We start from the raw sequence: 19,226 nt of genomic DNA on the forward strand, positions 1-19,226 counted from the left end.
GCCGGACCAGTATCGGAGGACTTAGCCACACTACTTTGACCATGGCAAGGAAACGCCACATCGCCTGAAGCCGGTTTGGCCGTAAATTATGTCCGCTTCCGGGCAACATCTCGTGATCCTGCGCCAAACGGACCAGCACCGATATAGCGCCGGAAGGCTTCCGGTCCAGCCTTGGTAAAAAAATCGGCGACAGTCCCGGTTGCGGCAACCGTGCCATTGTCCAGGAACACCATGTCCTGGCCGATACGGTGGGCGTCCTCCGGCTGATGGGTGACGAACAGCACCGTCATGCGTCGCTCCACATGGACGTCGGCTACCAGATCGAGCATGTCGTCGCGCAAGGCCGGTCCGAGCGAGGCGAACGGTTCGTCGAGCAAGAGAACCGGCCGGTCGCGCACCAGGACGCGGGCGAGCGCGACGCGCTGCCGCTCGCCGCCGGAGAGTTCGCGCGGCAGGCGCTGTTGCTTGCCGGCAAGGCCGACGCGCTTGAGCGCCCCGGCGATTGCGGCGTGGTCGGCCTCGGTCAGCCTGAGCGATGGCGAGCGGCCAAGGCCGACATTTCGTTCGACCGAAAGATGGGCGAAGAGATTGTTTTCCTGGAACACCATCGACACTGGCCGCGCCGAAGGCGGTTTGCCGCCGACATCGGCGCCACCGATCAGCACGCGGCCCGATCGCGGCGTCTCGAAGCCGGCCACCAGGCTGAGCAGTGTCGATTTTCCCGAGCCGCTCGGCCCCATGATGGCGGTGATCTTCGAGGCGGCGAACTCGACATCGAATAAAAACGGCGCTTCGCCATAGCTGAACGAGGCCTTTTCCAGCCGCACAGCCGTACCGTTTTCGCTGTTGAACATCATGATCTTTCTCCCCGTCCCAGCCAGTCCGCGGCCAGGACAAGCGCGAGACAGACCAGGCCGAGCAGCAATGCCAGGCCGGCCGCGTCCATCGTGCGGTAGCTGCCCATGCGGGCCAGCAGGAGATAAGGCAGCGTCTGCAGGGAGTCGCTGCCAAACAGGGCGATGACGCCGAGATCGCCGAGCGACAAAGCCATCGCGAACGCGAAACCGGTGGCGAGCGGCCGCCGCAGCGACGGCCAGTCGACCAGCCGGAAACGGTTCCAGCCCGAAATGCCAAGCAGCAGACAGAGCCGTTCGTGGCGTTCGCTCGCCGCATCATAGCCGGGGCGAATGGCGCGGATGGCAAACGGCATCGCCATCACCGCATTGACGGCGACGACCATGACAGGGGCAATGGCAAAGACGTCGCTGACGGAACGCAGCAGCAGGAACCAGCCGGCGCCGATGACGACGGGCGGCACGACGAGGACGAAGCCGGCGCCGGTATCGGTGGCGTATTCGAGCAGCGTCCTGGCGCCGACGCGACGCCTCAAGGCCAGCGCCCGTCGTGCCATGACCAGCGACAGCGACAGCGCCACTGAAAGCAGCGCCGCCAGCAAGGCGAGCACGGCGCTGGTCAGCGCCGCTTGCCACACCGCGCTCTCGCCGGCCAGCCGGCCGAGATCGGCGCCAAGGCCTGACGTCACCGTGGCCGCCATCGGCCCGGCGACGAACAGCAAAGCGAGAATGATCAATGCTGCGTTCAGCACGGTCTCGGCGGCGCCGGCCGAAAGATAGCGGCGCGAAGCCACCGGCAGGTTGGCGTCGCCGACGGTATTGGCGCCGAGCCGCATCAATGCCAGCACGACGACGAAGGTCAGCGCGATCTGCAGCACTGTCAGCGTCACCGCGCGGGCAGGATCGAAATCGAAACGCAGCGCCTGGTAGATGGCGACCTCCAGCGTTGTCGCACGCGGCCCGCCGCCCAGCGTGAGCACGATAGTAAAGGATGTGATGCAGAGCATGAAGACAAGCCCGGCGACGCCCGGCAGCGCCGCGCGCAGCGTCGGCCATTCGATCAGCCGGAAGGCGGGCCTGGCGCCCATGCCGAGCTGGCTCGCCAGCCGCCACTGGTCGGCCGGCACTGTCGCAAGCGCTTCGAGGAACAGCCGCGTGGCCAGCGGCAGATTGAAGAAGACATGGGCGACGAGGATGCCGGACAGGCCGTATATGCCCGGCCAGCCCTGACCGCCGATCGCGCTGAGCACGCCGGCAAAATAGCCTGCACGGCCATACAGTGCCAGAATCCCGAGTGCTGCGACGATGGCCGGCAGCGCGAGCGGCACGGCGAAGAGCTGCAGGATCAGGCCGCGACCAAAGAAGCGCGGATGCCGCGACAGCGCCCGCGCCACGAACAGCGCTGGCACGACGGAGAGCAGCGTCGACAGCAATGCCTGCCACAACGTGAATCGGGCGACGCGGAAGAGGTAGGAATCGAAGGCCGACGCGGCGCCGGACGGATCGCGGGCGCCTTCGACGATGAGCCCTGCGAACGCGCCGCCGATCAGCAGCGCAACAGCGGCAAGCGCAATTGTGCCGGCGGTGACGCGGGGGTCGGCAGGATATCCGGTACGCATGCCGCCCTGCCTAGTTCAACGATCGTCGAAGCAGAAAATATGGCTGAGGCCGAGTTCCCGGCGCCGTAGAGTGATCATCTCTCAATCACAAGCTACTTGCTCATCACCGACAGCCATTCGTCGACCCAGGCCTTGCGGTTGGCGGCGACCTCTTCGGGGCTTAACAGCAACGTCTTGTTCGGCTTGACGAGCTTGTCGAAAGCCGGATTGAGCGGCTTCTCGGTCTTGCCGGCAGGGAACATCCAGTTGGTCTCGGGAATGACATCCTGGAATTTCGGCTCGGTCATGAAAGTCAGGAACTGTTTCGCCAACGGGTTCTTCGCACCTGATTTGGTGATGCCGGCAACCTCGATCTGCAGATACGCGCCCTCGTCGAAGGACGCTGCCTGATAGCGTTGGGTGTTTTCGGCGACCATGTGATAGGCCGGCGACGTGGTATAGGACAGCACCATCGGCGCCTCGCCCTTGGTGAACAGGCCGTAGGCCTCGCTCCAGCCCGGCGTCACGGTGAGCACCTTTGCCTTAAGCTTGGCCCAGGCTTCGGGCGCCTTGTCGCCATAAACCGACTTCACCCACAACAGCAGGCCGAGACCGGGCGTCGAGGTGCGCGGATCCTGAATGACGATCTTTTCATCGGCATTGCCCTCGACCAATTCCTTCAGGCTCTTCGGCGGCGTCTTCAGCTTTTCGGTGTCGTAGACGACGGCGAAATAACCATAGTCGAACGGCACGAAAATATCGTCGCTCCAGCCGCCCGGCACCTTGACGTCGATGACGGCACTATGCGGCGAAAACAGGCCGGTGGCCTTGGCTTCCGCCGTCAGATTGGTGTCGAGGCCGAGCACGATGTCGGCCTTGGTCGCGGCCCCTTCCAGCCTGACGCGGTTGAGCAGGGCGACGCCGTCGGCGACCGCGACGAATTCGAGAATACAGCCGCATTCGGCCTCGAACGCCTTCCTGACCGCTGGGCCTGGACCCCATTCGGCGGTGAAGCTCTCATAGGTATAGACGGTGAGTTTTTCCTGCGCGGATGCCGGCCCGGTGCCGGCGAGAACGGTCGCCGCGAGCAGCACTGCCGAAACAAGTGTGTACAAAAACGTGCGCATCGGCGCCTCCTTCGTTGGCGTTGAAGGGAATTGAGGCGTCGGGTTGTCCGAAACGTCTAATCCCTCCGCCGGTACAAACCGGATCAGGTTCAGCGGGTTGGCAGGTTGCCTCTCAGCCGGTCCGCGAAGATCGCGTCCAGCACCCCGTTAGAGCGCTTCGACACATAGGCCCGGCCCATCTGCGGCGCAAGCGGAAGTTTGCCGGGCATCCAGACCGCGGCCTTCCGTTTCGCAAGCAGGGCTGGTAAGGGCCACGCATATGAGCAAATTCACCATCCTGCTTGGCGGCGACCTTATCCGCACGCCGCTGCTCGACCGCCAGGCCGAAGGCACGCGTGTCATCGCCGCCGACGCCGGCATCAGCCATGCCCGGACTCTGCGCCTGACGCCGGAACTCTGGGTCGGCGACTTCGATTCGGTGCCGGCGGATTTGCCGGACGAGCTCGCCGCCGTGCCGCGCCAGGTGTTTCCGGCAGAAAAGGACAAGACCGACGGCGAACTGGCTATCGCCGCCGCGCTCGAACGCGGCGCGACCAGCCTCGTGCTCGCCGGCGCGTTCGGCGGCAAGCGCACCGACCAGGCCTTCCTGCACCTGGCGCTCGGCGTCCGGCTGGCCGAGGCAGGGACAGAGGTGCTTTTGACCAGTGGCGCACAGGAAGGCGTGCCCTTGCTTCCCGGAAAGGCCGGCTTCGACTACGCCGACGGCACGCTGTTTTCGATTCTCGGCTTCTCCGACCTTGCCGGTCTGACCGTGACCGGCGCCAAATGGCCGCTGAACCATGTCGAGGTGGCGTTCGGCTCGTCGCTGACCATTTCCAACGAGGTCAAGGGCCGGCTCGAAGTCGCGCTGGGCAGCGGCCGCGCGCTGTTGCTCGCCCATCCATTCCCCCTACCTGAAAGCTGACATGGCGCCGCCGCTTCTCAATCTCGACGGGATAAAACTGACCTTCGGTGGCACGCCGCTGCTCGACGGGACGGAACTGACGGCGTCGGCGGGCGAGAAGATCGCTCTGGTCGGCCGCAACGGCTCGGGCAAGTCGACGTTGCTGAAGATCGCTGCGGGATTGATCGAGCCGCAGGATGGCGAGGTGTTCCGCCAGCCTTCGGCAACAGTGCGCTACCTGCCGCAAATGCCCGACATGGATGGTTTCGCCAGCGTCCGCGCCTATGTCGAGGCGGGGCTCGGACCCGCCGACGATCCCTACCGCGCCACCTATCTGATGGAGCATCTCGGCCTGTCCGGCGAGGAACGGCCGAACGATCTCTCCGGCGGCGAAGCCCGCCGTGCTGCCCTGGCCCGCGTCATGGGGCCGGAGCCCGACATTCTCCTCCTCGATGAGCCGACCAACCATCTCGACCTGTCGGTCATCGAATGGCTGGAGGAGGAGCTTGCCCGCACCTCTTCGGCGCTGATCGTCATCTCGCACGACCGCCGCTTCCTCGAGCGCGTGTCGCGCGCCACCGTCTGGCTCGATCGTGGCCAGACCCGCAGGCTGGACAAGGGTTTTGGCCATTTCGAGGAATGGCGCGACACCGTTCTGGAAGAAGAAGAGCGCGAGCAGCACAAGCTTGGCCGCCAGATCGTGCGCGAGGAGCACTGGCTGCGCTATGGCGTGACGGCAAGGCGCAAGCGCAACATGCGCCGGCTCGGGGAATTGCAGACCATGCGCCAGCGCTTTCGCGGCCATCGTGGCGCCGAGGGTGCGGCGACGATGGTGGCCAGCGACGCCGCCGAATCGGGCAAGCTGGTGATCGAGGCCAGGAACATCGAGAAGAGCTTTGGCGACCTCACCGTGGTCAGGGGTTTCTCGACCCGCATCCAGCGCGGTGACCGCGTTGGCCTGGTCGGCCCGAACGGCGTCGGCAAGACGACGCTGCTGAAGATGCTGACCGGCGAATTGAAGCCGGACTCAGGCACGGTGCGACTCGGCACCAATCTGGAGATCGCCACGCTCGACCAGAAACGCGAGGCGGTCGACCCGCAAGAGACGCTGGCGCAGTATCTCACCGACGGCCGCGGCGAGAACCTTGTCATCAACGGCGAGCAGCGCCACGTCGTCTCCTACATGAAGGACTTCCTGTTCAAGCCGGAACAGGCGCGCACGCCGGTGCGCGAGCTTTCGGGCGGCGAGCGGGCGCGGCTGCTGCTCGCCCGTGTGCTGGCGCGGCCGGCAAATCTTTTGGTGCTGGACGAGCCGACCAACGATCTCGACATGGAGACGCTGGAACTGCTGCAGGAACTGGTCGCCGGTTTTGCCGGCACCGTCATCCTGGTCAGCCACGACCGCGATTTCCTCGACCGCACGGTGACCAGCCTGATCGCGCCGGAAGGCGGCGGCCGCTGGATCGAATATGCCGGCGGCTATTCCGACATGCTGGCGCAGCGCGGCGGCACCAGGCTGGACGACCGCAAGGCACGGCCGAAGGCCGAGACGAGTGAAGTGGCGGCGGCAGCCCGGACCGAGGCAACGGCGCCGAAGGGCCCGGCGAAAAAACTGTCGTTCAAGCAGAAATTCGCGCTGGAATCGCTGCCCAAGAAGATCGACGCGGTGACCGCCTCGATATCACGGCTGGAGGATAATATCGCCGACCCGGCCTATTACGAGCGCGACCCGGCCTCATTCCAGAAGACCATCGCCGCGCTCGACAAGGAGCGCGCCACGCTGGCAGCGCTCGAGGAGGAATGGCTGGAACTTGAAATGCTGCGCGAGGAGATGGAGGGGTAGACGCTTCGCCGTTGCTCGAACACGACAATGCGCATACATTATGCGCATTCTGCGGAGGTTATCATGCGAAAGATAGCTATGAATGCGGTTCGTCAGCCAGCAAATCTGTCGATCGACTCAAAGCTCATGAAGGAAGCCAAGGGACTCGATGTGAATGTCTCGCGCGCCGCCGAAGCCGGTATCGCAGAGGCGGTGGCTGCAGAAAAAGCCCGACTATGGAAACTTGAGAATCGCGCCACAATAGAAGCGTGGAACGAATACGTCGAAAAGCACGGTATTCCGTTGGAAGAACATCGGCAGTTCTGATGGCACGCTATGATGTCTTCGCGGGTCGGGTCGAAGGCAGCTATTTGCTGGACGTCCAATCCGACCTGCTCGACGATTTTAAAACACGGGTGGTGATCCCGCTGCTTCCGACAACAATGACGCCGCCGCCGATGCGAAAGCTCCATCCCCTCGTCGAGATCAATGGGCGAAAATTGGTTGTGGCCACCCATCTGATCGCCACGGTTCCGGCCAAGGAATTGGGCGAAAGTCGACTGAATATCTCCAGGCATCACGACGACATCGTGGCCGCGCTCGACATGCTGTTCCAGGGCTTCTGAGCCGAAGGGAGGCTGGTGAGCCGGCCTCAGCCCGCCTCTTTTGTTTGCCAGGCCTTCAGCGCCTCGTCGAACACCTTCTCGCCGGGAATGCCCTTTTCCATGGTGAGCAGCGCCCGCCGTCCGGTCTTGTAGACGACCGGCACGTCGATCCATTTCTGGCCCCGCAGCAGGGTCAGATTGGCGTCTTCGTCCGGCTTTGTGTCGTTGAGAGCGACCAGGAAGAAGCCGTCGGCGATCTTGGCCGGGATGCCGATCAGTGGACTGCCGGCATCCTGTTCAGAGCCCTTCATGGCGACGCGCAGGATGTTGTCGACACCACCGCCGTCGAAACCATCGGGCGTCAGGAAAATCATCTCGATGATGTGGCTGGCCGGCAGCGTCTGGTCGGTGTTGCGGCGGATGGTCATGCGCAACTGCACGTCCTTGCCCGGAATGCTCGCCTCGGCGCGGATTGCCGGTTCGGGCGGCAGATTGCCGCCGGGCGATTCCTGCACCAGCGACCAGACGATGCTGCCGGGCTCGGCCGAGCCTTGCGCGGTGCTGGTGCGCTCCTCGTAGAAGATCGCCTTCTGGCCGACTGCCAGTGCGGTTTCCGCAGGCGCGGCTGTCGGTGCAGCACCCGGCGCGGCACCCGGGGCCGGCGCTGCCGGCGCGGCTGCGCTATCGGTCGGCGCCGCAGGCGCCAGCGTGGCGGCATCGGCAGGCGGTGTTGCGGGGGCCGCGCCCGGTGCGGGCACATTCGTGGCTGGCGTGCCGGCAGGCGCTGCAGGCGCAGGTGCGGCCGGCGGCGGCGTGGTCAGTGCTGCGACGGATTCGCCCTCTCCGATGCCACTTTGTCCTGAAGCGGGGCCGGGATCGACCTCACCGCCCTCAGGTGTCAGCCGCTGGGTGAACTTTGTGCCCTCGGCATCGGCTGGAGCCGCTGCGGCCGGGGCCCTTGCCGCAGCATCGGCAGCCGGCCGCTCGGCCGGGCTCGGCTTCACCAGCGGTTCTACGGTTGCGACCGTCGTGCTGTTGAGACCCAGCATGTTGCTGAACGCGTCCTTGTTCAGCCAGATGCCGTAGCCGCCGCCCGCGATGACGAGCAAGGCGACGACAGCGGCGATCAGCCCGCCATAGCTGCGCCTGCGCTCGGCAGGATGCTGAAAAGTGTCCGGCGCCGGCTCCTCGTCGTTGGGGAAGACATCGTCTCTAAAGCTATCGCTGTTCTCGTACGCCGCTGGAAGGTCCGCGTCCGAAGGCTCCGCATCGGTGTCCTCTGGAGGCGGTTTTTGCCAATTCAGCCCGGCTTTGGCGGCAGGTGCCGGCTGCCATTCCGGCTCGGTCTTGGCCGGCTGCCATGCCGGCTCGGCCTTTGCCGGCTGTCGGACATGGCTGGGTTGGTTCTTGTTGCGGTCGATGGAGGAGAAGATGTCCTCCAGCTCCGACAGTGGATCGGATACCGGCGCAGGCTTGGCGTAGCCCCGCTCGACGATGGCGATGGCATCTTCCAGAGTGCGCTTATGCTGGGCAACGACCGACGGCGCCAGCGGCGGTATGTTCTTCGCAAGCTTGTCCGCGATTGTCGAACGGGCCTTGTCATAGACCCTGGCGCGTATCTCCGGCGTCGGATTTCCAAGGCCGTCGAGCGTCTTTTTCAGAGCACCAACAAAATCTGCCATGCTTCAGTCGACCTGCATTTCGTTTCTGGGCCGGCCCCCGCAAATCGGCCGCGATGCCCGGAACAGCTTGGAATCTAGTCTTGAAACGGATCGGTCACAAGTATTGTGTCGTCCCGTTCAGGGCTGGTGGAAAGGAGTGCGACCGGTGCGCCGATCAGTTCCTCGATGTGACGGACATATTTGACTGCCTGGGCCGGCAGATCGTTCCAGCTTCTGGCGCCGGCGCTGGTGCCTTTCCAGCCCTCCAGCGTCTCGTAGACCGGTTCGACGCGCGCCTGCGCACCCTGGCTGGCCGGCAGATAATCGATCGCCTCGCCATCAAGGCGGTAGCCGGTGCAGACCTTGATCTCGTCCAGCCCGTCGAGCACGTCGAGCTTGGTCAGGGCGATGCCCTTGATGCCGTTTACGGCGACGGCTTGGCGAACCAGCACGGCATCGAACCAGCCGCAGCGGCGCTTGCGGCCGGTGACGACGCCGAACTCGTGGCCGCGCGTGCCCAGGAACTCGCCGATCTCGTTCTTCTGTTCGGTCGGGAACGGACCTTCGCCGACACGCGTCGTATAGGCCTTGGTGATACCGAGCACATAACCGATGGCACCCGGGCCGACGCCGGATCCGGCGGCCGCTTGACCGGCTACCGTGTTGGACGAGGTGACGAACGGATAGGTGCCGTGGTCGATGTCGAGCAGCGTGCCCTGCGCGCCCTCGAACAGGATGCGTTCGCCGGCGCGGCGCTTGTCGTCGAGGATCTTCCAGACGCGGTCCATATAGGGCAGGATCTCGTCGGCGACCGAAATCAGCTCACTCATGATCGCCTCATGCGTGACTTCGGCGTGGCCGAGCCCGCGGCGCAGCGCATTATGATGCGTCAGCAGCCTGTCGACCTTCAAGGGCAGCGTTTCCAAATCCGCCAAATCCATCACCCTGACCGCGCGCCGGCCCACCTTATCCTCATAAGCAGGGCCGATGCCGCGACGGGTCGTGCCGATTTTCGTTCCCGAATTGGAGGCGGCGTCTTCGCGGAATCCGTCCAGCTCCCGGTGCAAGGACAGGATAAGCGCGGTGTTTTCGGCTATTTTCAGGCGCTCCGGCGTCACCTCGACGCCTTGCGCCTTCAATTTCGTCACCTCGGCTACGAAGGCATGCGGATCGAAGACGACGCCATTGCCGATGATGGACAGCTTGCCTTGCCGCACCACGCCGGACGGCAGCAGCGACAGCTTGTAGACCTTGCCGTCGACGACCAGCGTATGGCCGGCATTGTGGCCGCCCTGGAAGCGCACGACAACGTCGGCGCGTTCCGACAGCCAGTCAACGATCTTGCCTTTGCCCTCGTCGCCCCATTGCGAGCCGACGACCACCACATTGGCCATGTTTCTTTTCCCTTGAGGCGCCGCTCCGAGCGGCTTGAATGGTTCGAAACGACAGGCTTCTATCGCATCGGCCAGAAAATCGGAATCGATTTTCGGAAAGCACGACGCGAACGTTCAAAGCCTTGAAACTCGTACTTTTGCGCGTCCAGGTGGACGTACGTCGTTCTATAACGTCAACACCCGGCGAGCGCGACCATTCTTTGCCGCCGAAAGCGCCCTCAGGCACAACAATTTTCGCCTTTGACATCATTTACTTGGGCGAACCACCACAATAGGTCGGCAATGACCCTGCCCACCCCGGCTGGAATTTCGCGATGCATCGAACCGCCTATCTGTTCCTGCTGTCCACCACCTTGCTGTGGGGCGGCAACTCCGTGGCCGGCAAACTGGCAGTCGACCATATTTCGCCGATGACGCTGGTCTTCCTGCGCTGGGTTCTGGCCGTTCTGATCTTGCTGCCGATCGGCTGGAGAACGCTGCGCGAGGACTGGCCGGTGGTGCGCAGGCATTGGTTGCTGCTTGGCGGGCTCGGCGCTTGCGGCTTCACCTTTTTCAACGCGATCTTCTACACGGCGCTCAACTACACGACGGCGATCAACGTCTCGATCGAGCAGGCGGCAATCCCGGTCGTCATCATCCTCGCCAATTTCGTGCTGTTTCGCCTGCGTGTGAACCGGGTGCAGATCGCCGGCGTCGCGCTGACGATCATCGGCGTCGCCCTGACCGCCAGCCACGGCGATCTGCGCCAGCTCCTCAAGCTGGATCTTAACTTCGGTGACGCCATCATGCTGATCGCGGTGCTTTGCTACAGCTTCTACTCGGTCGGGTTGCGGCTGAAGCCGGCGATACGCTGGCAAAGCCTGATGCTGGCGCTGTCGATTGCCGCACTCGTCACCTCGCTACCTTTCTTGCTGTGGGAGGTGGCTGTCGGCAAGGTCATCGTCCCCGATGCGCGCGGCTGGGCGATAGCGTTCTACACTGCGATCGGCGCTTCGGTCGTCTCGCAGATTTTTTATATCAGGGGCAACGAACTGATCGGCGCCAACCGGGCCGGCCTGTTCATCAACCTGGTGCCGATCTTCGGCACGCTGCTGTCGGTGCTGATCGTCGGTGAGACATTCCAGCTCTATCAGGGCGTCGCCCTCGTGCTGGTGCTCGGCGGCATCAGCCTGGCCGAATACAGCGGACGGAAAATGGCGATTTGACAGCCGGAAACCTGTGACAGGCCGTGAAAGAACTCTGTCGATATTTCGACGCCATTGTCGAAACGCCCCGTGGGCTTACAAAGCCCGCGGGGCGCCTCGCGCATGATTCAGGCGACGCCGACGTCGAAATGCAGCCGCTTGGCGGAGTCGATCGACTTGTGCGCCCGCACCTGTTCCAGCACCTTCTCCGGGAACGGCGCATCGAGATAGAGCAGCGCGATGGCATCGCCGCCAGGCCGGTTGCGGCCGAGCTGGAAGTTGGCGATGTTGACGCCGTTCTCGCCGCAGACCGTGCCGAGCAGGCCGATGATGCCGGGCGCGTCGGCATTCGTCGTGTACAGCATGTGCTGACCGACCTCGGCGTCGAGGTTGATGCCCTTGATCTGGATGAAGCGCGGCTTGCCGTCCGAGAAGCAGGTGCCGGCGATCGCACGCGTCTTGTGCTCGGTCTTGACCGTCAGCTTGATATAGCCGTCGAACACGCCCGATTTGTCGCGCTTGACCTCGGCGACGATGATGCCGCGCTCCTTGACCATGATCGGCGCCGAAACCATGTTGACGTCGGAGACCTGCGGCCGGATCAGCCCGGCAAGTGTGGCGCTGATCAGCGCGCGCGTGTTCATCGTCGCGGTCGAGCCGTCGAACAGGATCTCGACCTCCTTGATCGGATCCTCGGTGACCTGGCCGACAAAGGCGCCGAGCACTTCGGCCAGCTTGACGAAGGGTTTTAGGCGCGGCGCTTCCTCGGCGGTGATCGACGGCATGTTGATGGCGTTGGAAACGGCGCCCTTGATCAGGTAGTCGGCCATCTGCTCGGCGACCTGCAGAGCGACATTCTCCTGCGCCTCCATCGTCGATGCGCCGAGATGCGGCGTCGCCACCACATTCTCCATGCCGAACAGCTCGCTTTTCTCCGCCGGCTCGACCTCGAACACGTCGATGCCGGCGCCTGCCACCTTGCCGCTTTTCAACGCCGCGATCAGGTCGGCCTCGACGATCAGCCCGCCACGGGCACAGTTGATGATGCGCACGCCGGTCTTCATTTTGGCGATCGCCGAAGCGTCGATGATGTTGCGCGTCTTGTCGGTCAAGGGCGTGTGCAGGGTGATGAAATCGGCGCGGGCGAACAGCTCGTCGAGTTCCACCTTCTCGACGCCGAGCTCCTCGGCGCGACTGTCCGACAGGAACGGATCGAAGGCGATGACGTGCATCTTCAGGCCAACGCCGCGCGTAGCGACGATCGAGCCGATATTGCCGCAGCCGATGATGCCCAGCGTCTTGCCGGTGATCTCGGTGCCCATGAAGCGGTTCTTTTCCCACTTGCCGGCATGGGTCGACGCATTGGCTTCCGGTATCTGGCGGGCCAGCGCGAAGATCATGGCGACGGCATGCTCGGCGGTGGTGATCGAATTGCCGAAGGGCGTGTTCATCACGATGATGCCCTTGCGGCTCGCCGCCGGGATGTCGACATTGTCGACGCCGATGCCGGCGCGGCCGACCACCTTGAGCCTTGTGGCGGCGTCGATCAGCTTTTCGGTGACTTTGGTCGCCGAACGGATGGCGAGGCCGTCATACTGGCCGATCACTTCGAGCAGCTTTTCCTTGTCCTTGCCGAGATCGGGCAGGTAGTCGACCTCGATGCCGCGATCCCTGAAGATCTGCACGGCGGTGGTGGAGAGTTTGTCTGAGACGAGAACGCGGGGCATGGGCTTCATCCTTTGCGATTGGCACCCCTCCCCCTTGAGGGGAGGGTCGGCGCGAAGCGCCGGGGTGGGTCGTTGCGGCCGGACGCGGCCAAAATCTTTTCTTCTGGAAGGCGGACCGTTGAGTTGGGTGGAGGCGACCCCACCCGGCCCTTCGGGCCACCCTCCCCTCGAAGGGGAGGGATCAGGCGGCCGCCTTGAGCGACGCCTTTTGCGCGGCAAAGGCCCAGTCGAGCCACGGCAGCAGCGCTTCGAGGTCGGAAGTCTCGACGGTCGCGCCGCACCAGATGCGCAGGCCCGGCGGCGCATCGCGATAGGCGCCGATATCGTAGGCGACGCCTTCCTTGTCGAGCGCCGAGACGATGCCCTTGGCGAACGCCGCTTGTCCGTCGGCATCGAGCGCGGCGACGTCCGGGTCGGTGAAGGAAAGACAGACGGACGTGTTCGATCGCGTCGCCGGGTCGGTGGCCAGATGGCCGAGCCATGCGGATCTACCGACGAAACCGTCGATAATGGCGGCGTTGGCGTCGGCGCGGGCAATCAATGCGTCGAGACCGCCGATCGACTTCGCCCAACGCAGCGCGTCGAGATAATCCTCGACGCACAGCATCGACGGCGTGTTGATGGTTTCGCCCTTAAAAATGCCTTCGATGAGCTTGCCGCCCGAGGTGAGGCGAAAGATTTTCGGCAGCGGCCAGGCAGGCTTGTAGCTTTCCAGCCGCTCGACGGCGCGTGGGCTGAGGATCAGCATGCCATGCGCACCTTCGCCGCCCAGCACCTTCTGCCAGGAGAAGGTGACGACGTCGAGCTTGCCAAAATCGAGCTCTTGCGCAAAGGCCGCCGACGTGGCGTCGCAGATGGTCAGGCCCTTGCGGGCGGCCGGGATGAAATCGCCGTTCGGCACGCGCACGCCTGAGGTCGTGCCGTTCCAGGTGAAGACCACGTCGCGGTCGAAGTCGATTTTTGTCAGATCCGGCAACGCACCGTAGCCGGCTTCGATCCTGCGCACGTCGGCGAGCTTCAGCTGCTTGACCACATCGGTGACCCAGCCGGAACCGAAACTCTCCCAGGCGACCATGTCGACGCCGCGTTCGCCGAGCAGCGACCACAGCGCCATCTCGACCGCGCCGGTGTCCGACGCCGGCACGATGCCGATGCGATAATCCGCCGGAATTTGGAGAATTTCCCGCGTCAGCTCGATCGCCTGTTCGAGCTTGGTCTTGCCGATCTTGGCGCGGTGCGAGCGTCCGAGCGCGGCATTGGCCAGCGCCTCGACTGACCAGCCGGGGCGTTTTGCACAGGGACCTGAGGAAAAATTGGGATTTGCCGGGCGCAGTCCGGGCTTCGTATGGATCGTCATCGTGGTCTATCCTTCCAGATAGTGGCCCCTCGTTGGGGAGGGGTGGCCCACAGACGGCGATATGCGTTCAGGCTTCCGGCGTCAAGAGGAAAGTTTTTGTCGCTGACGGGATACTGGTCGCGTCCCACCGAAAAAGAGAACGACGGACCGAAGTCCGCCGCTGGCATTCCCGAGGCTTTCGCCGTGCCTACCAGAGATCGTAGCGCAGCCCGACCTTGATCTGATGTGAGTCGATCCCTTTGCGGATTGGAGAGTCATCCAAGTCAGCCAGGGTGGCATATTCGGCATCCGGCGACGACAGGTACTGGTAGCCCAAGTCAACGAAGACGTTCTTGGACACTTGGTACGCAACACCGGCATTTAGCGAATAAGCAAAGGAATACTGGGTTTTGTTGTCACGCAGGGCGAAGTTGTCTGCCGGGGTGTCAGCGTCGGCATAGCTCGCCGAAAAGCTGCGTTTGCTTCGAAAAAGGCCGACACCTGCGCCGACATAGGGCGTGAAGCCGACATAGGTTCCCAGGTCGACATAGCCGTTCACCATACCTGTCATGGCGGAATTTTTCACATTCGCGGAAGCAGCAACGGTTCCATCGTTGTATCTGACGTTAATCTTGTTGCCGGGCAGATAGCCGAGATTCACTTCGGCTCGAAGGTAGTCGTTTAGATGATATCCGAAGCCGATACTGGCAAAAACCGGATCCTCGCTTTCCTTATAACTGAAACCTGGAGGGGTGAAAGCGAAGTCCACATTCCTGTAGCTCTCTTCCGGCAGATAAGCGACATCGCCGCGCAGATACCATCCCGAACCGACTTCGACCGGCACATAGTCCGGCGCCTGGTCGACATAGATCGGCGGATCGTAGTCGGCGCCAAGCGCCTGCGACAACGGCGTCAGGGCGATTGCTGCAAGCGCCAGTGCTATGCGCGATTTGACTGTCATGATCCCCGGCTCCCGAAGGTGGCGCCATTCGCGATCGCGAGCGCCGTTTCAGGGCATTGTTAACCATAGTGGTTAAGTGGCGGTTAAGGATAACAAGGCGTTAGCGAATTGATTTTGATGCGCGTTGCCGCCACAACGAAAAAAACCGCCCGGCTTCTGCCGGGCGGTCCGCAACCTGCTCTCGAAGCGATTACTTGGTGTAAACCGGTTCGGGTTCGTAGGCGATCGGCTCCGGCTGCGCGCAGTCCGAGTTGCCGAACTGGTAGCGCAGGCCACCGCGCACTTCGTGCACATTGATGCCCTTGTCACGGCCAGGACCGACATTGCTGGCGAAGTCGAACATCTTGCCGCCCTCGATATGGCTGAAGCGGTAACCGAGATCGAGCTTGACGCGCTCGGTCAGGCAGTAGGAGGCGCCCGCCATGGCCGCATAGGCAAAGCGCCAGCCCTTGCCGCCGCTATGCTCAAACGTATCGTCGTCAATGGTGTTGTGCAGCTTATCCCACTTGACCCAGGCGCCGCCGATACCGGCGCCGACATAAGGCGTGATGCCGTGCCAGGTGCCGATATCGACATAGGCATTGGCCAGCAGCAGCAGCGCCGTATAAGACGACCTGTCGGTCGAAGTGCAGGGATTGATGCCGCAGAAGCCGCTGGTCGAGCCGCGGAAATCGGATTTGCTCATCCAGTCCGCGGTCAGGTCGGTGCGGAAGTGCCGGTTGATCTGGTAACCGACGCCGGCGCCGGCCGAGAAGGCGCCGTCCAGCTTGCCGCTGTCAAAGCTGCCGGTGCCGGGTGGGTCGCCGTAGGTGATGTAGTCGGCGCCGCGGAACTTCGACCAGTGGTAGTCGATGTCGCCGCGAATGTACCAGCCGCCATATTCGACCGGCTGCTCGTAGACGGGCGGCGGCGGGGCCGGCTCGACCACGGGCGGCTCGACGAAGTCGGCGGCGAACACTGGTCCGGCCACGCCCGCGAGCAGCGCGGCAAAGACGGCCATACTTGCTGTATTGAACATACTTGTCACCCCTGAGAACCCTCGGCACAGCGAACGCGTCCGAATCTGATTGGCTTCAGTCGTGGATAATGAATTGGAAAAGTTAAAAGCCGTTTAACCCTATCGCTTAACCATGAATCTCTAAATCTTTTAGGATTCTCGCGTTTTCCGCCAATGATTTGGCGTGCGGACACACGAAAAAAGCCCGCCGGAGGGCGGGCTTTTCAACCTGGCAAAAACTGGGGGATCAGGCGGCGCTGCGGGTTTCCGAAATGACCTCGACGATGTCGTTGACGACGGCCTCGACCAGTTGCTGATCGTCGCCTTCCGCCATGACGCGGATGAGCGGTTCCGTGCCGGACGGCCGGATGACCAGGCGGCCAGCCTGGCCCAGGCGGTGGCGTCCATCTTCGATCGCCGCCTTGACCAAAGCTTCCTCGAGCGGCTTGCCGCCGGAAATATGAACGTTCTTCAGCAATTGCGGCACCGGCGCGAACTTCTTCGACAATTCGCTGACCGGTCGGTTCTGCCGCTTGATGCAGGCGAGCACCTGAAGCGCCGAGACGAGGCCGTCGCCGGTGGTGGAAAAATCGGACAGCACGATGTGGCCCGACTGTTCGCCGCCGACGTTCAGGCCGTGCGCACGCATGTGCTCGACGACATAGCGGTCGCCGACCTTGGTGCGGTGCAACTGCAGGTTCATGTCGCCGAGGAAGCGTTCGAGGCCGAGATTGGACATCACCGTCGAGACGACGCCACCGCCGGCCAGCCGTCCGCTCTGATGCCAGGACTCGGCAATCAGCGCCATGATCTGGTCGCCATCGACGATCGCGCCGTTCTCGTCGACGATGACGACGCGGTCGGCGTCGCCGTCGAGCGCGATGCCGATATCGGCGCGCACTTCATGCACCTTCTTCTGCAGGCCGGCCGGATGGGTCGAGCCACACTCCTTGTTGATGTTGAAGCCGTTGGGCTCGACATTGATGGCGACAACTTCGGCGCCGAGTTCCCACAGCGCCTCGGGCGCCACCTTGTAGGCGGCGCCGTTGGCGCAATCGACAACGATGCGGAGGCCCGACAGCGACATCGACCGCGGCAGCGTGCGCTTGGCAAATTCGATATAGCGGTCATGAACGCCGTCGACGCGCTTGGCGCGGCCGAGCCCGTCCGAGTCTGCGAGCGCCAGTTCGATATCCTTGTCGAGCATGCCCTCGATGCGCTCCTCGATCTCGTCGGAAAGCTTGTAGCCATCGGGACCGAACAGCTTGATGCCGTTGTCGTAGTAAGGATTGTGCGAGGCCGAGATCATCACGCCGATGTCGGCGCGCAATGAGCGCACCAGCATGGCGACCGCGGGCGTCGGAATCGGGCCGAGCAGGAACACGTCCATGCCGGCGGCGCACAGGCCCGACACCATCGCATTCTCGATCATGTAGCCGGAAAGTCTGGTGTCCTTGCCGAGCACGACGCGGTGACGATGGTTGCCGCGCTGGAACGAAAGGCCGGCGGCCATGCCGACCCTCATGGCGATCTCCGCCGTCATTGGAAATCTATTGGCGCGCCCGCGAATGCCGTCCGTTCCGAAATAACTTCCTGCCATGCTAGTCAGCTTCCCGATGGTTCATTGCCGGCACGTCATGCCACACATTGGCCCGAGCCCTATCATCACAATTCATGATTATAGGGCACCATTCCTTAGAAAACTGTTGTCTTGTGTGTTTTGTGCCACGTCAGTGCTTTGATTTTGCCTGCCCTGGTTGCGCCAGCAGCGTTCAGAACCTTCAGACCGCATCTGGATTCTTTCATGTGCCAATCAGCGGCATCGAAGTCGGAACCCGCCGCGTTATTCTGGACTTGGCATTCAGGTCCGCCGCACTGGCCGACCCGCTCGGCCCGTCATGCGAGGCAGTTCCCGGAGAGTGGTACGCTCTATACAAGTTTTCCGTGCATATGCGCCCAGGAAATTGCCTAGGGGCAGGAGCTGGCAACGAGTTCATCCAAAATAATGCACTTTCCGAAGGGTTCTACGCCATTTGGCCTCTGGCGCAACCATTCGTTGAGTGCTATTGCTTGCTTGGTACATAACGTGAACATCAGAGGGAGAAGACACATGCTTATCCATCGACTTGCAACTTTGACGGGTCTTGCCGTCGTGACTTTATTCCTGGCAGCGCCCGCCAATGCGCTGACCATGGCTGAATGCAGCACCAAGTATAACGCGGCAAAGGACGCCGGAACACTTGGCGGGCAGAACTGGAACCAGTTCCGCAAGGCAGAATGCGGCACCGTCGCCGCCGCAACCGACGCCACGCCAGCCAAGGCGAACAGCACCAACGCTGCAACGCCCGATGCGGCCGCCGCAGCGACGACCAAGGCAGCGGCAACTGCCAACGCAGGCAGCGGCCTCAGCAGGGCGGAGTGCGGCGCCAAATATCGGGCGGCCAAGGCCGGCAACACGCTGAACGGCATGAAGTGGAACGACTTCCGCATGAGCCAGTGCGGTGCCAGTGCCTTCGACGACGACACCAAGCCGGCAGCCGATCAGGCAAGCCTCACCAGCCAGCCGAAAAAGCCGACCGTGACCGCTCCCCAGGGAGTGACGTTTCCGAAGGCGATCTCGGACAAATATAGCAGCGAAACTCCGGCCAAGGCCCGCATGTACACCTGCCGCGACCAGTACCAAGCCAACAAGGGGGCCGGGACGCTGGGCGGCCTCAAGTGGATCCAGACCGGTGGCGGCTTCTACAGTCTTTGCAATGCCGCGCTGAAGAGCTGATCGACATTAACATTCGAATATAGCAAGGCTCGCGAAGGTTCGCGGGCCTTTTGCTGCTGGCGGTGGCAGGCAGGGCCAGGATATGCCGTATCTGCGCTGCAAGCGAGGCGCTGTCGGCGCCGCTGCCAATCTCCCCCCTTGCGGGGAGATCAGCCCTCATCACGGCATCCGCAAACCTTCAACGTCTATTTCCCATGTGGAGAAGTCCCCGGCACTGGGTGAAGTGATTGAGTTTTTCAGGCCGCGATCGGCTGTCGGCACCTCCTGAACAAAAACGCCGCGTCCAAGCCGCGGCGTTTTC

Annotated in this window: 16 protein-coding genes and 1 riboswitch; of the genes, 6 read left to right on the plus strand and 10 right to left on the minus strand. The window is 63.1% G+C overall.

All coding sequences use genetic code 11. From position 1 onward, the window contains the following. Window positions 1-86 precede the first annotated feature (86 nt). From thiQ to thiB, 3 genes are all read right to left on the minus strand, one after another. Complete coding sequence (gene thiQ / locus AC0L2R_RS25750; RefSeq protein WP_473512247.1) at window positions 87-857, minus strand: thiamine ABC transporter ATP-binding protein; 771 nt, start codon at window positions 855-857, stop codon at window positions 87-89. Then, the gene (thiP, locus tag AC0L2R_RS25755) at window positions 854-2,473 is read right to left on the minus strand and encodes a thiamine/thiamine pyrophosphate ABC transporter permease (RefSeq protein ID WP_473512249.1); all 1,620 of its coding nucleotides are present in this window, start codon (window positions 2,471-2,473) and stop codon (window positions 854-856) included. The genes thiQ and thiP overlap by 4 nt, the downstream gene beginning before the upstream one ends. 92 nt (window positions 2,474-2,565) lie before the next feature. After that, the gene (gene thiB / locus AC0L2R_RS25760) at window positions 2,566-3,579 is read right to left on the minus strand and encodes a thiamine ABC transporter substrate binding subunit (RefSeq protein ID WP_473512253.1); all 1,014 of its coding nucleotides are present in this window, start codon (window positions 3,577-3,579) and stop codon (window positions 2,566-2,568) included. 43 nt (window positions 3,580-3,622) lie between these two features. Continuing rightward, window positions 3,623-3,736: riboswitch (TPP riboswitch) on the minus strand. Between the two features lie 102 nt (window positions 3,737-3,838). Here thiB and AC0L2R_RS25765 point away from each other — a divergent pair. From AC0L2R_RS25765 to AC0L2R_RS25780, 4 genes are all read left to right on the plus strand, one after another. Further along, a complete protein-coding gene (locus AC0L2R_RS25765) occupies window positions 3,839-4,483 on the plus strand; it encodes a thiamine diphosphokinase (protein WP_473512254.1) in 645 nt (214 codons plus the stop codon). A 1-nt stretch (window position 4,484) separates the two neighbouring features. After that, complete coding sequence (locus AC0L2R_RS25770; RefSeq protein WP_473512255.1) at window positions 4,485-6,305, plus strand: ABC-F family ATP-binding cassette domain-containing protein; 1,821 nt, start codon at window positions 4,485-4,487, stop codon at window positions 6,303-6,305. A 63-nt stretch (window positions 6,306-6,368) separates the two neighbouring features. Then, window positions 6,369-6,611 carry a type II toxin-antitoxin system CcdA family antitoxin gene (locus tag AC0L2R_RS25775; RefSeq protein ID WP_091593381.1) on the plus strand — a complete coding sequence of 81 codons (243 nt, stop codon included), beginning with the start codon at window positions 6,369-6,371 and terminating at the stop codon, window positions 6,609-6,611. Beyond that, the gene (locus AC0L2R_RS25780; RefSeq protein ID WP_023803907.1) at window positions 6,611-6,910 is read left to right on the plus strand and encodes a CcdB family protein; all 300 of its coding nucleotides are present in this window, start codon (window positions 6,611-6,613) and stop codon (window positions 6,908-6,910) included. The genes AC0L2R_RS25775 and AC0L2R_RS25780 overlap by 1 nt, the downstream gene beginning before the upstream one ends. Before the next feature lie 26 nt (window positions 6,911-6,936). Here AC0L2R_RS25780 and AC0L2R_RS25785 read toward each other — a convergent pair whose 3' ends face one another. Both AC0L2R_RS25785 and AC0L2R_RS25790 read right to left on the minus strand, forming a co-directional pair. After that, window positions 6,937-8,571 carry a hypothetical protein gene (locus AC0L2R_RS25785; protein WP_473512257.1) on the minus strand — a complete coding sequence of 545 codons (1,635 nt, stop codon included), beginning with the start codon at window positions 8,569-8,571 and terminating at the stop codon, window positions 6,937-6,939. A gap of 74 nt (window positions 8,572-8,645) precedes the next feature. Continuing rightward, complete coding sequence (locus tag AC0L2R_RS25790; RefSeq protein ID WP_473512258.1) at window positions 8,646-9,944, minus strand: adenylosuccinate synthase; 1,299 nt, start codon at window positions 9,942-9,944, stop codon at window positions 8,646-8,648. Window positions 9,945-10,258: 314 nt separating this feature from the next. Here AC0L2R_RS25790 and AC0L2R_RS25795 point away from each other — a divergent pair, with 314 nt between their 5' ends. Further along, window positions 10,259-11,149: a DMT family transporter gene (locus AC0L2R_RS25795; protein WP_473512259.1), complete on the plus strand. Its 891-nt coding sequence runs from the start codon at window positions 10,259-10,261 to the stop codon at window positions 11,147-11,149. 107 nt (window positions 11,150-11,256) lie between these two features. Here the strand turns inward: AC0L2R_RS25795 and serA are convergent, their stop codons facing one another. The 5 genes from serA to glmM all read right to left on the minus strand — a co-directional run bounded on the left by serA (window position 11,257) and on the right by glmM (window position 17,749). Then, window positions 11,257-12,855, minus strand: a complete 1,599-nt coding sequence (gene serA / locus AC0L2R_RS25800) for a phosphoglycerate dehydrogenase (protein WP_031255292.1) — start codon at window positions 12,853-12,855, stop codon at window positions 11,257-11,259. Window positions 12,856-13,036: 181 nt separating this feature from the next. Then, window positions 13,037-14,212 carry a phosphoserine transaminase gene (locus AC0L2R_RS25805; protein WP_473512260.1) on the minus strand — a complete coding sequence of 392 codons (1,176 nt, stop codon included), beginning with the start codon at window positions 14,210-14,212 and terminating at the stop codon, window positions 13,037-13,039. Between the two features lie 187 nt (window positions 14,213-14,399). After that, on the minus strand, window positions 14,400-15,152 hold the full coding sequence (locus AC0L2R_RS25810; RefSeq protein ID WP_473512261.1) for an outer membrane protein: 753 nt from the start codon (window positions 15,150-15,152) through the stop codon (window positions 14,400-14,402). 190 nt (window positions 15,153-15,342) lie between these two features. After that, window positions 15,343-16,170 carry an outer membrane protein gene (locus tag AC0L2R_RS25815; protein WP_473512262.1) on the minus strand — a complete coding sequence of 276 codons (828 nt, stop codon included), beginning with the start codon at window positions 16,168-16,170 and terminating at the stop codon, window positions 15,343-15,345. Between the two features lie 226 nt (window positions 16,171-16,396). Further along, window positions 16,397-17,749: a phosphoglucosamine mutase gene (glmM, locus tag AC0L2R_RS25820; protein WP_091593398.1), complete on the minus strand. Its 1,353-nt coding sequence runs from the start codon at window positions 17,747-17,749 to the stop codon at window positions 16,397-16,399. Between the two features lie 510 nt (window positions 17,750-18,259). Between glmM and AC0L2R_RS25825 the strand changes: the two genes are divergently transcribed. Next, window positions 18,260-18,925: a hypothetical protein gene (locus AC0L2R_RS25825; protein ID WP_473512263.1), complete on the plus strand. Its 666-nt coding sequence runs from the start codon at window positions 18,260-18,262 to the stop codon at window positions 18,923-18,925. The last annotated feature ends 301 nt before the right edge of the window (window positions 18,926-19,226 follow it).

The sequence above is a fragment of the Mesorhizobium sp. WSM4820 genome, from assembly GCF_055811075.1.

What these genes read in the sequence shown, in the direction of transcription:
- AC0L2R_RS25825 (WP_473512263.1), top strand. Translation starts at nt 18,260, where the DNA reads ATGCTTATCCATCGACTTGCAACTTTGACGGGTCTTGCCGTCGTGACT.
- AC0L2R_RS25770 (WP_473512255.1), top strand. Translation starts at nt 4,485, where the DNA reads ATGGCGCCGCCGCTTCTCAATCTCGACGGGATAAAACTGACCTTCGGT.
- AC0L2R_RS25805 (WP_473512260.1), bottom strand. Translation starts at nt 14,212, where the DNA reads ATGACGATCCATACGAAGCCCGGACTGCGCCCGGCAAATCCCAATTTT.
- AC0L2R_RS25790 (WP_473512258.1), bottom strand. Translation starts at nt 9,944, where the DNA reads ATGGCCAATGTGGTGGTCGTCGGCTCGCAATGGGGCGACGAGGGCAAA.
- AC0L2R_RS25815 (WP_473512262.1), bottom strand. Translation starts at nt 16,170, where the DNA reads ATGTTCAATACAGCAAGTATGGCCGTCTTTGCCGCGCTGCTCGCGGGC.
- AC0L2R_RS25775 (WP_091593381.1), top strand. Translation starts at nt 6,369, where the DNA reads ATGCGAAAGATAGCTATGAATGCGGTTCGTCAGCCAGCAAATCTGTCG.
- thiQ (WP_473512247.1), bottom strand. Translation starts at nt 857, where the DNA reads ATGATGTTCAACAGCGAAAACGGTACGGCTGTGCGGCTGGAAAAGGCC.
- AC0L2R_RS25795 (WP_473512259.1), top strand. Translation starts at nt 10,259, where the DNA reads ATGCATCGAACCGCCTATCTGTTCCTGCTGTCCACCACCTTGCTGTGG.
- thiB (WP_473512253.1), bottom strand. Translation starts at nt 3,579, where the DNA reads ATGCGCACGTTTTTGTACACACTTGTTTCGGCAGTGCTGCTCGCGGCG.
- serA (WP_031255292.1), bottom strand. Translation starts at nt 12,855, where the DNA reads ATGCCCCGCGTTCTCGTCTCAGACAAACTCTCCACCACCGCCGTGCAG.
- glmM (WP_091593398.1), bottom strand. Translation starts at nt 17,749, where the DNA reads ATGGCAGGAAGTTATTTCGGAACGGACGGCATTCGCGGGCGCGCCAAT.
- AC0L2R_RS25810 (WP_473512261.1), bottom strand. Translation starts at nt 15,152, where the DNA reads ATGACAGTCAAATCGCGCATAGCACTGGCGCTTGCAGCAATCGCCCTG.
- AC0L2R_RS25765 (WP_473512254.1), top strand. Translation starts at nt 3,839, where the DNA reads ATGAGCAAATTCACCATCCTGCTTGGCGGCGACCTTATCCGCACGCCG.
- AC0L2R_RS25785 (WP_473512257.1), bottom strand. Translation starts at nt 8,571, where the DNA reads ATGGCAGATTTTGTTGGTGCTCTGAAAAAGACGCTCGACGGCCTTGGA.
- AC0L2R_RS25780 (WP_023803907.1), top strand. Translation starts at nt 6,611, where the DNA reads ATGGCACGCTATGATGTCTTCGCGGGTCGGGTCGAAGGCAGCTATTTG.
- thiP (WP_473512249.1), bottom strand. Translation starts at nt 2,473, where the DNA reads ATGCGTACCGGATATCCTGCCGACCCCCGCGTCACCGCCGGCACAATT.